11 protein-coding genes are annotated in these 15,736 nt (G+C 28.5%); 2 read left to right on the forward strand and 9 right to left on the reverse strand.

The window, feature by feature from the left end:
• From QZZ11_RS07605 to bioB, 7 genes are all read right to left on the reverse strand, one after another.
• Nucleotides 1-3,919, reverse strand: a 3,919-nt coding sequence (locus QZZ11_RS07605) for a C1 family peptidase (protein WP_292474971.1), incomplete at its 3' end; no start/stop codon positions are given.
• Nucleotides 3,920-4,095: 176 nt separating this feature from the next.
• Nucleotides 4,096-6,555, reverse strand: a complete 2,460-nt coding sequence (locus QZZ11_RS07610; protein ID WP_292474973.1) for an excinuclease ABC subunit UvrA — start codon at nucleotides 6,553-6,555, stop codon at nucleotides 4,096-4,098.
• Between the two features lie 100 nt (nucleotides 6,556-6,655).
• Complete coding sequence (locus QZZ11_RS07615; protein ID WP_292474976.1) at nucleotides 6,656-7,954, reverse strand: TrpB-like pyridoxal phosphate-dependent enzyme; 1,299 nt, start codon at nucleotides 7,952-7,954, stop codon at nucleotides 6,656-6,658.
• Between the two features lie 230 nt (nucleotides 7,955-8,184).
• Nucleotides 8,185-8,382: a histone gene (locus tag QZZ11_RS07620; protein ID WP_292474978.1), complete on the reverse strand. Its 198-nt coding sequence runs from the start codon at nucleotides 8,380-8,382 to the stop codon at nucleotides 8,185-8,187.
• Between the two features lie 529 nt (nucleotides 8,383-8,911).
• A complete protein-coding gene (locus tag QZZ11_RS07625) occupies nucleotides 8,912-9,439 on the reverse strand; it encodes a nitroreductase family protein (RefSeq protein WP_292474979.1) in 528 nt (175 codons plus the stop codon).
• A 54-nt stretch (nucleotides 9,440-9,493) separates the two neighbouring features.
• Nucleotides 9,494-10,024: a flavodoxin family protein gene (locus QZZ11_RS07630; protein WP_292474981.1), complete on the reverse strand. Its 531-nt coding sequence runs from the start codon at nucleotides 10,022-10,024 to the stop codon at nucleotides 9,494-9,496.
• Nucleotides 10,025-10,077: 53 nt separating this feature from the next.
• Nucleotides 10,078-11,052, reverse strand: a complete 975-nt coding sequence (bioB, locus tag QZZ11_RS07635; protein ID WP_292474983.1) for a biotin synthase BioB — start codon at nucleotides 11,050-11,052, stop codon at nucleotides 10,078-10,080.
• 151 nt (nucleotides 11,053-11,203) lie between these two features.
• On the opposite strand from bioB, the gene QZZ11_RS07640 reads away from it, so the two are divergent.
• Entirely contained in the window at nucleotides 11,204-11,575 is a 372-nt protein-coding gene (locus QZZ11_RS07640; RefSeq protein ID WP_292474986.1) for a putative zinc-binding protein, read from the forward strand.
• A 71-nt stretch (nucleotides 11,576-11,646) separates the two neighbouring features.
• Here QZZ11_RS07640 and QZZ11_RS07645 read toward each other — a convergent pair whose 3' ends face one another.
• Nucleotides 11,647-12,327, reverse strand: a complete 681-nt coding sequence (locus QZZ11_RS07645) for a 4Fe-4S double cluster binding domain-containing protein (RefSeq protein WP_292474987.1) — start codon at nucleotides 12,325-12,327, stop codon at nucleotides 11,647-11,649.
• Between the two features lie 323 nt (nucleotides 12,328-12,650).
• Between QZZ11_RS07645 and QZZ11_RS07650 the strand changes: the two genes are divergently transcribed.
• Complete coding sequence (locus QZZ11_RS07650; protein WP_292474988.1) at nucleotides 12,651-13,574, forward strand: hypothetical protein; 924 nt, start codon at nucleotides 12,651-12,653, stop codon at nucleotides 13,572-13,574.
• A gap of 184 nt (nucleotides 13,575-13,758) precedes the next feature.
• Here QZZ11_RS07650 and QZZ11_RS07655 read toward each other — a convergent pair.
• A partial coding sequence (locus QZZ11_RS07655) for an Ig-like domain-containing protein (RefSeq protein WP_292474989.1) occupies nucleotides 13,759-15,736 on the reverse strand: 1,978 nt, incomplete at its 5' end.

The raw sequence follows: 15,736 nt of genomic DNA on the forward strand, positions 1-15,736 counted from the left end.
CCACATTATTCACACCAACACGATTAGTCTTATAAGAATAACTAAAGACACCATTACCATCCGTCCTAGCATAACCACTAACACCATTCACACTAACAACAACAGCAGTATACCTCAAAGCATTACCACTAGCATCTTTAAAACTACCACCAATAACCACATTATCTGAGTATTGAACTGTTAATATATTATTTAATGTTATTTTTGTCAATGTATATACAGTTAGTTTAGTTATATTTGTAGATTCTCCATATTGTGAGTTTCCACCATATTTTACTTTAATATCATATGAACCTACTGTTTTTGTAGTATAATTTAAACTATATTTACCATTTGAATCTGTTGTAGTTGAAAATATATTAGTTCCAATTGTTACTGTAACTTTATGATTTTTTAATGACTCTGTTGGAGACAATGTTCCAGTAATTGTAATTGTATCTCCTATTTTAACAGTACTTGGAGCTGTAACTGTTATTTTAGTGGCTTGTAAAGAATTTGTTATAGTAAATGATTGTTTTATTTCATAATTTTCACTTGAATATACTACTGTTAAAGTATATCTATTTGAATAAACACCTTCATTTATTTTTTTAGTAAACGTTGAATCTGTTGTTAGAGTTGTACTAACAACCTTTCCATTTTCTGTTACTTTTTCTCCATTAATTAAATAATAAACTGAAGCCTTAGATTGTAAATTATTAACATTTGTAGTGACGTTTATAGTACAATCACTATTTTTTACGATAGATGATGAAACTGTTGGAACATCTTTAGTATACACTTTTAAAGGTGCAACACATTCATAATCATATAAATCAATCCAATCACCATCATCAGCATCATATTCCAGGAAAGATTTACCTTCTTTAATAGGAGAATGATATAGATCAGCATATTGTACTAATATATAATTATGTCCAGTATTTGTTCTGTTGATTTTAAGTATTATCTCAAATTCATCATTTTCATTTACTGAAACATATTTATTTAATTTTATTGTTCTGTATCCCGGTAATGTTACTGTACCTGTTTGTGTATAAATTGATTTTCCGTTAACTTTTATTTCTACATGATAGTTAGATTTTTGTAAGAAATAACTACCGAAAGCAGCAATATTTTCATTTTTTGTAGCGGTATAAATATTTTTGTAAGCAACAAAATTACTATATGTATCCAATGCATTAACTACTGTATCATACTGGTAAATATTAGTATAATTATCCTTATTTTCCATTAGAACAACATAATTTAATTGTTCATTAGATGAATCATTACATTTACATAATGATCCTATAGTAATATCATAATATGAAATATAATAATATCCATTTTCACCGGAACCTGTTCCCCAACTATTTTTAATTATAAAAGCACCATTACCTGGAGGATTAGGACTGAAATTTGTTTTACTGTAATTATCATCCCATCCTACGATAGTTACACCGTGATTAATATTACTGCTTGTTGAGTAACTATTTTTACCACTAGGACTATGAATACCTGTGGATACTGCCCCATAGTTATAAATTGCTTGTTTAATAAGTTCATTGTCTGTAGCATTTTTTCTTTCCGGAATTATATAAACATCTTGAATATGGAATGATGAATCAATAATTGGTGAAATAATACTACTTGAATCATATTTATCCTCTTGTTCCAATACTGGACCATACCAGCCAACCAGATAACTGATTGGTTCTAAATCATTATTTCCCGAATTAGGTTCACCTGATGCATCGCCCAAAATGGAATATTTCTTTAGAATATTTTTAACATTATTTTCTGATAAATCATATTCCACACCAGTTTTTCTTAGTAACACAGATTCCAAGGAAGCTAAAGATGTAAATGCCCAACAACTTCCACTACCACTTTGTACTTTAACACTTGAAACCAGACTTTGATTTCTTAAATCATAAGCGGCAGGTAAATTTGAAGACGCTAATGATAAATCTTTTGCATTGATTGGTGTAATAGTTAACTTACCAGTTGCTGATTGAACATCCAAATATCCTTTAATTGTTTTTGAATAATAATTATTATCCGAAGTTAATGTCAAGGATGTTGTATAATTATTTATTCTCCAAGTATTTGGAATTGTATAAGCAATAGTGGCAATTCCTTTTGTTAATTGTGATGTTAAAGTTGCATTATTAACATTTAAAGTTATTTTAGAGTTGATGTTTTGATTTGAATAAATTGTGAAATTAACTTTGCTACCTAAAGTAGTTGTAATGTTATTGATACTAAGATAAGCATCTAATTTCATATTTACTGTTAATTCTTGATTATCAATAGTTACTTTAATATTATTTGAGTTACCCACATAATTATTTGATATAGTATCAACTATTGCCATGGATGACTGAGAAAAACTACCATTATTTGCCGTGAATTTAGCTGTTCTTGAAGGTATCGAATATGATACTGTGGATGAATTACTAAGTTTATTTAATGATACGGTAATGACATTAGTATTTCCATTTGTCTTATTGGTTAAAGTCATTAATCTCCAACTAGTAGGTATAATCCCATTTGTAATTACATTAAAGTCAGGTGTATTAGATGACCACCAGTTTTCATTAAGATTATAATTTGAATCTTTTTCTATATTTATCCAATTATTTTTTCTTGTTGAATAAAATACATTATTCTTTATAGTTATATCATGATTTGACCAAATTGAATCTCCCTCTGATGTTGCTTCATTACTTAAAAATGAATTATCTGTAACAGATAAAATTATATTATTAACGTTGTTTCCCAAGTATAAAGCTCCACCATTTCTTGCTTTATTACCTGAAAATATTGTTGATTTGATTGTAACTTTAGATTGTATGGAATAAATTGCTCCACCATCATATGTTGCCTTATTGTTTGTAAATGAAGATTTTGTTACTGTTAAAGAAGTATTTCCTAATTGTAATATGGCTCCACCCAATTTATTTGCAGTATTACCAATAAATTGAGAATTATCTATTACTGAAGTTGAATCGTGTAGATATAATGCTCCACTTTCTTTTCCATAATTATTGTTAAATTTAGAATTTTTAATTGTGTTTACTGAATTTTTTGTATATAATGCTGATGCTGTTTTTTGTGAAGTGTTATTTATGAATTGTGAATTTTGTATAATGTTAGTACTTTGTTGTGTTGAAATAGCTCCCTTGTTTTCCATAATGTTATTACGGATAATAGAGTTATCAACTGTTAATTTTCCATTAGAAACATCTACTAATGAATTTAATCCTTTAACATTATTATTTTCTATAATTGAATTTTTTATAATTAAATTTGATGAATACATTTCCAAAATATCTGAATTTATCTGATATTTATTATTGTTTATAGTACAATTTTCTAAAGTTATATTTGAATTATATGCATATATAGCTCCATAATTGGAGATATTTGTAATTTTAATATTTTTGAGTGTTAATGAAGTTGAATATATATCAAATAATTGGGAACTTCTTTGTCCATCAAATATTATTTCTTTATTTTCTTCTCCGATAATTGTCAAATTATGTTTATCAGAATTTAAATATATTGTATCTGTAAATTTATATATATCCTGTTGATCGTTTGTTGTTAGATAGATTATTTGATTATCACTGGCTGATTCGATTGCTTTGTTTAATGTGGTTGGTTGACTTTTTGTTTGTCCATCAGATGTTCCGTCGGATTTACTATTCACATAAGTATATCCACTAGCTGTTTTTTGTGTTTTATTATATTGATTTTGGAAACTTTCGTTCAAGTCCCTCTTAATGAGATTGTTTGACGTTGATGTTTGATTACTTTTAATAACCATTGCTGTTTGATTATTTACTTCTGTTGCACTGGTTAATCCAACTGAAAAAATAAGGAAAAACAATAACATGGTTATTAAAAAGTAATGAGTCTTGTTGAATTTCATGAAATTTCAATCCTATTTTAAATTTTTTAAATCATTCATTATTTAAGATATAATATAATATGAAGTTCATATAATATACTTTTTAAGAAAATTTTTAAAATAATTGGTATGATTAGCATAACCCTTTAAATCATATTAAAAAATAAAAAAAAGAGAAATAGTTAGTTTTAAAAAAATTATAAATACTTTGCGGTTTTACTGTTTTTTGATGAAATAATATCTTCCAACACACCCTTAGCTACGATTTCACCACCGTTTAAACCACCATCAGGACCCATATCCACAATATAATCTGCATTTTTAATAAGATCCAAATCATGTTCAATTACTACTATTGTAGCACCATTTTTAATTAAATTATCAAATACTTTGATTAATTTCTTCACATCTATAGGATGTAAACCTATAGTTGGTTCATCAAAAATAAACATTGCATTTTTCTGATTCTTACCAATATGAGAGGATAATTTAAGTCTTTGTGCTTCTCCACCAGATAATGCAGGTGTTGATTCACCTAATGTCAGATAACCCAAACCCATATCAGACAAGGTTCTTAATTTGTTTTCAATTTTTGTTTTATGTAAAAATACACCTATTGCTTCATCTATAGTTAATGCCATAAGATCTTTTATAGAAAATCCATCGTATTTTATGCTTTCAGATTCTTTGGAATATCTTAAACCATCACAATCAGGACAGTCTATTTCTACATCAGGTAAAAATTGGATATCCATACTAATTTGACCGGTACCATTGCATGTAGGACATCTTAATTTTCCAGTATTGTATGAAAAATCTTTAAGTGTGTAATTATTTTCTTTGGATTCTTCAAGATTTGCATATAATTTTCTTATATCCGTAAGAATTCCACTATATGTTGCTACTGTACTTCTTACATTCTTTCCAATGGGTGTTGCATCAATCAAATGAATTTTATTGATGTTGTCATATTCAATGTAATGTATATGTTCCGGTATTTTTTCATTTTCCAAAGATTTTTTTATTGAAGGATATAAACTTTCCAATATCAGTGTTGTTTTTCCACTTCCTGATACACCGGTTATTACCGAAAATCTTCCCTTTGGAATACTTAACTCTAATTCTTTTACTGTATGTATAGGACCCATTGAAAGTTGGATTGATCCTTCATCATATAATGATTCTTTTGAAACTTTTTCACGAACCAATATGTTCTCTTCATGTGATAAATATTTACCGATTAATGAGTTGCTGTTATTTTTTATTTCCTCAATACTTCCTTTAGCAATAATTTTTCCTCCATCCACCCCTGATGAAGGACCTATTTCTATTAAATAATCTGCCACTTCCAGTATTCTGGTATCATGGTCAACCAATATTACGCTATTGCCGTTTTCTACCAATTCTTTCATTACATGTATTAAACCATCGATATTATTTGGATGTAAACCAATGGATGGCTCATCTAATACATATAATACTCCAGTAGTTTGATTTCTTATTGTTCTTGCAAGTTGAACACGCTGCAATTCTCCAGTTGATAATGTTGAACTTGGACGATTTAGAGTTAAATATCCCAAACCCAATTCAATCAAACTATTTGCATTATCACTGAATTCTTCATAAATGGCATCCGCAATAGATCTTAGTTCTTTTGGTAATTTTTCTATGCTTATTTTTAACCATTCCACCAATTCATCTAATGTTTTTTCTGAAGCTTCAGTTATGTTTAAATTATTTAAAAGTGTTGAATTTGCTCTTTTATTAATTCTGGAACCATGACATTCATCACATTCCTTTATTTCCAGATATTTGTTAATTCTTGTTAGTCCTTTTTCAGATTTTGCATTATTTAGTGCTTCTTTAACTGCTTTAATTGCATTTCTATATTCACAATTTAAGTCAAACATTTTACCATTCTTTGATGGAATTGCAATGTATTTTTTAACTGGTTTTCCATAAAATATAATGTCTTTTTCTTCATCAGTCAAATCTTTAAAAGGAACATCTATTCTGACACCTAACTCTCCTGCCATCCTGTACATCCAGGCTATCCCAAACATTTTCCAGGATTCTACGGCTCCTTCTTCTAATGTTAACGATTCATCTGAAACCAATGAATCTATATTTACATCCCTCATTATTCCTGTACCGGAACATTTCGGACATGCTCCATCGGAATTAAAAGCGTATTCTTCTGCTCCCAAACCATAGAACTCTTCACCACATTCCTGACATTTGATTGGTAATTCTCTTGAAACATTTATGGATGCTTCGGTTAAATGACCGTTAGGACATATGTAATTTCCACATCTTGAATATAATAATCTTAGTGAATTAAGTAATTCTGTTGAAGTTCCGAAGGTACTTCTTATTCCGGGAATGTTAGGTCTTTGATGTAAAGCTAGAGCAGCCGGAACGTGTTCTATTAAATCCACTTTTGCTTTCTCAACTTGTGTTATTCGACGCCTAGTGTATGTTGACAATGCTTCCAAGTATCTTCTAGAACCTTCCGCATATAGTACTCCAAGAGCTAAAGATGATTTTCCACTTCCTGAAACTCCAGCTATAGCAACTATCTTACCTAAAGGTATATCCACATCAATGTTTTTTAGATTATGTACCTTTGCTCCTCGGATTTTAATGTTATTGACCATTACATTCACCTAATCTTAATTTGTTAAACTGATTATTAGTAACTTTGTAATGAGGAAAAAAAAATAAAAATAGGGTGTGGTGGTGATGTTATTTATATGTCTAAGAATCTTCTAAAGAACCATCTAAGAAACTTTCATATCCTTTGAAGTCAAGTAATCCATGACCGGAGAAGTTTACTACAATTGTTTTTTCTTCTCCTGTTTGTTTACATTTTCTTGCTTCATCTATTGCAACTTTTACTGCGTGACAGGTTTCAGGTGCCGGTACAACTCCTTCGCACTGTGCAAATAGTTTACCTGCAGCAAATACTTCTGTTTGTTTGACAGTTCTAGGAGTAATAAATCCTTCATTCTTAAGTAAGGATACTTGTGAATTCATTCCATGGTATCTTAATCCACCTGCATGTACTGACGGTGCTACGAAGTCATGTCCTAATGTGAACATTTTAAATAATGGAGTAAATCCAACTTCATCTCCAAAGTCGTATCTGTATTCTCCTTCACTTAAAGATGGACATGCTGATGGTTCTGCTGCTAAGAATTCTACATCAGAGTTTCCTTCTATTTTATCTTTCATGAATGGGAATAAAGATCCCCCAAAGTTACTTCCACCACCAACACAAGCTACCATAGTATCCGGTTCTTCTTCTGCAATTTCAAGTTGTGTTTTAATTTCCTGTCCAATTACTGTTTGATGTAATATTACGTGGTTTAATACACTTCCTAATGTATATTTTACTTTTTCATCTTGTAATGCATCTTCTACAGCTTCAGATATTGCTATACCCAATGATCCAGGATGATCGGGTGTTTCTTCAAGGATTTTTCTTCCGACTTCTGTGTTTGGACTTGGAGAAGCATATACATTTCCATCATATAACTGCATAATTGTTTTTCTGAATGGTTTTTGGTTGAATGATACTTTTACCATATATACTGTTGCTTCCAAATCCATTAATGATGCCGCTAATGATAATGCAGTTCCCCATTGTCCTGCACCTGTTTCTGTTGTTAATCTTTCTACACCTTCTTTTTTAGCATAATATGCTTGAGCTATTGCACTGTTTAGTTTATGACTTCCTGTTGGGGAAGAGTCTTCTCTCTTGTAATAAATTTTTGCTGGTGTATTTAATTTTTCTTCCAATCCTTTTGCTCTGCATAATGGAGTAGGTCTTCCTAATCTCTGATATAATTCTCTTACTTCATTAGGTATAGTAACGTAACGTTCTGTTGTAACTTCTTGTTTTAAACATTCTCCTACAAATATATCAGGTAATGTTGATAGTTGATCTTTTCCTTCACTGTTTTTTGGTTCTGGTAATTGAACAGGTAAATCAGCATTTATATTATACCATTTTTTAGGTACATCATCAGATGTTAATTCTATTTTATAATTCATAATAATCACTTAATTAAAATAATTCTATTAATGTTCAAATTTATACATTGTTGATTAAATTATAACAATAATTTTCTAATACATACTTTATTGAACATAGTATTTAAACTTTAATGAAAAATGAATTATAAAAAAATATTAAAAATCTAATTAAAATTGTCAAAATAAGAAATAAAATATAAAAATAGTTTGAAATATAAAATAAATAAAAAAAAGTAAAAGATATGAAATTATATAGCTAATTTGATATCTTCTGCTTTAACAGTTTTTCTACCAGCGTGTTTTGCAAGTTTGGTAGCAGTAGCTGCGATTTCTTCACCGTATACTTCTAATTCTGCAGCGAGTTCTTCAGCAGCACTGTCACTGATTCTTGCAGCACCTGCATTTTTGAGTAATCTTTTTACTGGTGCAATTGGTAATTCTGCCATACTTTTCACCTCGTTATATTTTCATTCTTATATTTAATATATGTTTATATTCTATTTAAATATTGCTTAAAAAAACATATAATTTTATATTTTTATCTTAATTTTAAGACTAAAAAATATCATTAAGATTATATCAATTTTAGAATATACTACCTATTGAATAAAATTATAACAAATAAATTATACTACTAATTATCATTAATAATATATTTTTTTGAATAAACAGTATTGAAAAATTATACATTTAATAGTATAAAAATCATTGAAAAAATAGAGAGTATATAATATAACATGATATAATAAAAAGTATGAAACGATATGCCGGTTTAATATATAGTTCTTTAAAGTATACAATTAGTATTATATTAAAAATATAAAATAAAAGTATAACATCCATTAAGATTTCAAATAAAAATAAAATATAGATAATCATAAATATTTAAAATAAATTTTTTAAATATAGAAAAAATAAAGATATAATACATTTTAAAAATTATTGTTTAGAAAAAGAATAAAAATAAAAATACCTTCACCACTTATTCCAATGTAATTTTTTATCATCCCATTTATTTTTAGATTTTTCAACATTTGATGGATGACCCAAAGCAATAACAGCAAACGGAATAATATTTAAAGGTAAATTAAAATAATCTATTAATTTTTTACATCTTTCATCAATAGGATAAATTCCTAACCATACTCCACCCAAATTCAATGCTTCAATGGCAAGTAAAATGTTTTGTGTAGCTGCAGAACAATCCTGAATCCAAAAATCTTCAAATCCTTCAATGGTTTTATCCATATTTCCACATACAACTATACCCGCAGTAGCTGTTTTAAACATTTTAGAGTAATCATGAAGATTTACCATCCAGTCAATAGTTTCCATATCATCAAATACAATGAATTCCCATGGCTGAAGATTCAATGCTGAAGGAGCACTCATACCTGCTTTAATGATTGTTAAAAGATCAGCTTTATCAACTTTTTTATCAGTAAAATTTCTTACACTTTTTCTATTAAAAATATTACTTAAAATTAATTCCGAATTATCCATAAAAATCACTAAAAAAAGTCTTATTAAAAAAAGGGAGGTTAAAAAAATGAAGAACTATAAATTAGAAGCTATTTCTTTTACTTCATCTATGTATTTTTGTAATTCTTCTTCGTCACCTTTTTGTTGAGTTCCCATAGCTGTTACGTTACCTACTACTTCCATACCCATAAATCCGAAAGGCATTGTTTTAAATGATTCAATATAAGGACCAAATACGTTTTCAGGTTGTGCCTGTGTAAATATTGTTACTACTTTTTTACCTTCTAATGATTTTTCCGGGTTTCTTGAAATTTGATAGAATCTGTCAATAAATGATTTTGCTTGTGCAGTTATCTGACCGTAATATATTGGAGATGAAAATACTAATACATCTGCATCAAGTAATGCTTTAATGATTTCATTTCCATCATCATCTATTACACAATCTCCTTCTACACATCCCATACAAGCATTACATCCTGCTAAATCTTTTTCATTTAAGAATATGTATTCTGTTTCTGCATCCACAGCATTTAAAAATTCTTTAACTAATACATCACAATTACCGTCTTTTCTAGGACTTCCTACTATTCCTAATACTTTCATTTTATCACCTATTATTAAATAATTTTTTTATAATTATATCTTTGTTTTTACAACTAATTAATATCATATGAAATCTGATAACCTAATTCCTTTATCATTTTAATATCCTGATTATATTGGACACCCTTAGTTGTTAACATATCCCCCATAATTGCTGCATTAGCACCGGACTTGAATGCTTTACGACCATAATCCTCCAATAATAATCTTCCACCAGCCAATCTGATATAACTTGAAGGGTTAATAAATCTGAATATTGCAACAATCTTACATAATTCTTCGTTTGACAAAATAGTGAAATCTTCCAAAGGTGTTCCTTTAATAGGATTCAATATGTTTATAGGGATTGATTTAACATTTAACTCTCTTAATTTTAAAGCAAGATCTATTCTATCTTCAAAACTTTCTCCAACTCCAAATATTCCCCCACTACAAATCTTAAGATTATCATTATTAACCAAATTTAAACAATTTAATTTATCTTCATAAGTATGTGTAGTACATATTTGTTTAAAGTATTCTTCAGAAGTTTCCAAATTATTATGCAACCTGTCTATGCCCGATACTTCCAATAATTCTATCTGTTTTTTTGATAACAGTCCTAATGATACACAAATTTTAATATCTTTATGTTCATCTTTTAATTCTTTAATCGTCTCACCAATACTTTTTAATTCATCATCATTAATCTTTCTTCCTGAGGATACATAGGATATTCTTTTAAAACCTGTTTTATAAATGTCCAATGTTTTAGATTTAAGTTGCTGTTTTGTTAATAAAGGAAATGATGAAATATCCGTATTGTTATAAACTGATTGAGCGCAAAATTTACAATCCTCACTACATTTTCCATTTTTTACGTTGATGATTGTACATGCATCAAAGTTATTTCCACAAAAATGTTGACGAATATCATTTGCACTATTTTTCAAATCATTTAACGGTAGTTTCAAAAGATTTAGTGCATCTATTTTATCAATTTTATAACCATCAATAACCTTTTGTTTATAGTATTCTACATCTTGCATAATATCTACATATAGATTTAATATAATATTTTAAAATTTTTTTGGTAATTAAAAAATAAATGTATTTTCAATTTCAAATAGATAATAATCATTATTATAAAATAAGTTCAATAAATAGATAAATATAAGAAAATAATACGAGGAGTGTAAAATGAAAGAAATAGTATTATGTGCATGTAGTGGGATGAATCCTAGAGGAGAAGTTGCAAGAGCATCAGTATATGATGTATCACAGGAAGATGGAAATAAAATATGTTGTATAGTAGCAACTGCAGGCGGTAAACAAAAATATATAGATCTTGCACAAGCAAGCAAAATAATTGCAGTAAATGGTTGTCCCCAAAATTGTACGACAACACTCTTAAAGGATAAAGGAGCAAGTGTTGATAAAGTTTTATTAGTACCTGAAATACTTGAAAAAGCAGGACTTACAGCAGAATGTACTGTAAGAATGAATGAAAATGATGAAAAATGTGTTGAAGTTCTTAAAGAAGAAATTAGAAAAGCTAAAGAAGAATTATAAATAAATTTATAATTTAACAGATGATTTTTCATCTGTATACCTCTTTTTATGAATAATAATTGTTTCAAATCTTATTTTAATCCCCAAGGACATATTTTAACACATAAACCACATAAACGTGGTTTTCCTTCACTTTCCAGTTTATCAAAATATTCTTTACATAAATTTGCATTATAACGTGATTCACGTGGCTCATTTTCATTGAATTCAATATTTTTAAAAGCTTTGGGTGGACATATATCCACACACAACCTACAAGAATCACAATGAGATTTTAAACGTTCCTTATTAGCTGGCAAGATGAAATTCGTTAATACAGTTACCCACCTAACCCTTGGACCATAATCGGGTGTAATTAGCAGACAACTCTTTCCAATCCAGCCAAGACCAGCCAAGTTTGCAACAAATTTATGGGACACTTCCCCAACTAATCGTTCATCAGGTAAAATGTATGATGCATTTACTGCTTGAGCATCATATCCTTTGTCCTTAATTAATTTGACAATAAATTCAGAGACATCGTTTAATTTATTATTAGTTTCTACATAAGCATCCAAATAAGCTATTCTACCTTTTTCACTATCCAAATTATTTATGATTTCATCATCTATACTTAAACCCAATGAAATTGCATAATCATATGGATATAAATCTTTACTAATAATTTCTTCCTTGTACTTGCTGATATCTGCAAAACCATATAAAGTTGAATTATTTTCACAAAAATCAGTAATTTCTTCCAGTAATCCCATTCTATCTTCCTTAACAATTGTTTACTATTTTTTGGACATTATATATGATATTATACTTAATTTATAATAATCATTTACCTATATTAAATTATTTTTATAACCAAATATATGCTAAATAAATTCCATATTTTTAATTTAACCAAGTATAATTTTAATTATATGAATAGTTATAATTTATATATCTTTTTTTAATTATATTATGTACATAACACACAGTATATAGAATAATAGAAAAAGGTTAATTTTTCAAAATACCACATATGAAAATATATATACAAAGTACTCTATAATTAAATGTATATATAATTAAGGAAGATTAAAAAATGAACAATAAAGTCATATGCAACAACTGTGGACATGAAAATCAAATTAATTCAAACCAATGTTCACAATGCGAAGAAGAACTTAGAAATTACTCTTATTTCAATAATAATTTTCAAGATTTCTACAAACTTTTTAGTTCTGATAACTTAGAATTGTTAAAAAAAATTCCACTAACTGATACCGCATATGATTCAATTTTAAACAATATAATTGATATTGGTAATGAAAATTATCAAGTTTTTCCAGAAGATCCAAATGTCCAACATTTAATTAAAATATCCAAACCATATGCTAGAGTTCAGTATGATAATACCAATGCCCAATTAAACTTATTCAGTTATTATTCATTCAATAAAATATTTATTAATAGAAATACACCCAACAACATGATTCCAGGTGCAATAATTCATGAATTATCCCACCACCTGTTTAATGAAATTATCAAACAATCAATAATGCATTTACTAAATATTGAAAAAAGTTTATACATTGAATCCTTTGCATGGTATTTAACTCTACAAAATGATTACCTTAAAATAGCAAATGAATTTGCTTGCCATAGAGTACAGGAATACTTTATACCTGAGAATTTTACAGGTTATACTTCATTAATTCAACTTTTAGATGAAAACAAAGAGTTAAAAAAAGAAAAAATAGAAAAAGCATTAAATGTTGGATTATCCGTGAGTAAAGATATAATATTTGTTCTTGAAAAGTATATATCACCCACAATGACAATAAATCCTGAAATGAGTGAATACCATAAGTTAGATTATAATATACAGGTACTTGATGAACAAAACAAATTAAATGCCATGTATACCATAATATTCAAAACCTTTGAATTTGTCACCAATCATAAAAGAGACATGCTTCCTGTTTTAAGCGATTTAAATGAAAGTTATATAAGATACAACATATAACTTTTCATCTTCTTGTTTTGTAAAATTACAATTATAAATAATTGTTTATATTAATGTTTAAAGCAATACTAAAAATAGTTTTTTTAAGATATATTACTTAAAATTATTTAAAAAATAGTTCTTTTATAAAAGAAAAAATGAAATGGAAGTAAAATATACTTCCAAAATACATTCCCTTTTAAAATTAACTTGTTGAAATATCCTTTGTAGTTTCCCTTGCGCTTAAATAAGCACTGGTATCACCAGTAACAAGTGTTACTGATTTAACTTTCGTTCCACTATCAATTTTAATACCACTTAAGTCAACAATTCCATTACGTACTGTGAAGTACTTTGTTTCATTGTTTTCTTTATAGGTTATTCCATTGATTTTTACACAGATTTTATTATTTCCAACAAGTAAATCATTTTCATAGTCTGTAAATGTACCTTTAACGCTTAACATATTGTTTTTAACAGTTACATCTTCGAAATTTATATTTACTATGCTTCTTTGAACATTGAATACTGAAGTATTTCTAGTGTCAGGATAGAACATTGAATTGTTATATACAGCTTCAACTGTATAATTTCTAATGTTTCCATTGTTATCTACTCCAGCCATTCCAGTTGGTACATGGTAAGTATAAGTTACTGTTGTACTGTCTGCTTTAACATAAACTTTCTTACCGTCTTCATCTTTAAGAGTTATACCATTTACTTTAAGTATTAAACCAGCATCTGTGGTAATACAAGTTTTATTGGTTCCATTTGGAGTTACATCCCTCAATTTAACAATGAATACTGTGTCTGAATTTTGTTTAGCAGGGTTTGGTACAACTTCAACTGTTAATTCTGCGTTACGTTTTCTTATACCTACGCTGGCAACATTACCTTTTGCTTCTTCATAACAGTAAGAACCACTATATGAAGCTGTGATATTCTTACCTGCACGTAAGTAAAGCTCAACATTCATTGTGTAAGTAACAATACCATCCACTACTTTAAACTTCATAGGATCAGTATCATTTGTATCGAAACGACCGTCCATTCTTAAAGTTTTTCCATTTATTTTAAATACTAGATTTCCACCACTGACCTTATTACCATTCTCATCAGTTACATGAGCAACCAATGTAATTTTTTCACCAACTGTTCCGACTATGGAATCAACGGTTACTATGGTTTTTATTTTAGTGAGTGTGAAATTAGTACTGTTTGTAGCAGATTTATAAATGTCACTTTCATATGTTACACTTACATTGTTTAATCCGTTTTTAGCATTAGTTAATGGTAGTTCATATTTACCTTCACTATCTGTTGTAACATTGAATTCTTCACCATTTACTGTGATTGTTACAACTGAATCACTAATTGGATTTCCTCGTTCGTCAGTCAATTTTCCTGTTATAGTTACGTTATCTCCCATTTTAGCATCACTAATTGGGTCGATTGTAAGGATACTGTTTTGTTTATCTGCATTAAATGTATCTTCAACATCTTTTACTGTGATATTTTCATTTCCTGCACTTACTTTAATGTTATTTGTACCTGCTACTACATTATCAACAGGAACAGTGAATTTTCCGTTTTCATCTGTAGTAGTTGAATATACTTTACCATTAACTGTTACGTTAACAGGAGTATTTGGTACTGCTTTTCCATCTTGATTAGTTAAAGTACCATTTATGCTTGTAGGTTCTCCTACAACTGCATCAGTAGGTAATTCAAGACTTAAAGTACCATTATTAGGAAGTACATTTGCCTTAGCATCCTCTTTAGCACTATCATATTTTTCGTTTCCGGCATACTCAACTTTAACATCTTTTGTTCCAACACTATCTGTTGGGAAAGTTGCAGTATATTTACCGTTTTTATCAGTTTGAACAGTCTGTTTTACACCATCAACAGAAACAGTCACATCTGCACCACTGACAGCCTTACCATTCTCATCACATAATGAACCACTAACAGTCACATCATCACCAACCAACGTATCGTCAATCGGATCAATTGTAATATTAGTGTCTAATACTGGTACAAAGAACTTATCTTCTACTGTATCAACATCAACAGTATCATTTCCATCACTTACTGTAATATTGTTTTGACTAGGTACCACATTATCAAATGGAACTGTGAATTTTCCATCTTTATCAGTAGTTACTTCCCGAGTCTCACCA

Source organism: Methanosphaera sp., assembly GCF_016282985.1.
In the GTDB taxonomy this organism is placed as follows: domain Archaea; phylum Methanobacteriota; class Methanobacteria; order Methanobacteriales; family Methanobacteriaceae; genus Methanosphaera.

Excerpts from the sequence above, each read along its gene's own strand:
- QZZ11_RS07625 (WP_292474979.1), bottom strand. The coding sequence starts at position 9,439 with ATGGATAATTCGGAATTAATTTTAAGTAATATTTTTAATAGAAAAAGT.
- QZZ11_RS07640 (WP_292474986.1), top strand. The coding sequence starts at position 11,204 with ATGAAAGAAATAGTATTATGTGCATGTAGTGGGATGAATCCTAGAGGA.
- bioB (WP_292474983.1), bottom strand. The coding sequence starts at position 11,052 with ATGCAAGATGTAGAATACTATAAACAAAAGGTTATTGATGGTTATAAA.
- QZZ11_RS07610 (WP_292474973.1), bottom strand. The coding sequence starts at position 6,555 with ATGGTCAATAACATTAAAATCCGAGGAGCAAAGGTACATAATCTAAAA.
- QZZ11_RS07615 (WP_292474976.1), bottom strand. The coding sequence starts at position 7,954 with ATGAATTATAAAATAGAATTAACATCTGATGATGTACCTAAAAAATGG.
- QZZ11_RS07645 (WP_292474987.1), bottom strand. The coding sequence starts at position 12,327 with ATGGGATTACTGGAAGAAATTACTGATTTTTGTGAAAATAATTCAACT.
- QZZ11_RS07630 (WP_292474981.1), bottom strand. The coding sequence starts at position 10,024 with ATGAAAGTATTAGGAATAGTAGGAAGTCCTAGAAAAGACGGTAATTGT.
- QZZ11_RS07650 (WP_292474988.1), top strand. The coding sequence starts at position 12,651 with ATGAACAATAAAGTCATATGCAACAACTGTGGACATGAAAATCAAATT.
- QZZ11_RS07620 (WP_292474978.1), bottom strand. The coding sequence starts at position 8,382 with ATGGCAGAATTACCAATTGCACCAGTAAAAAGATTACTCAAAAATGCA.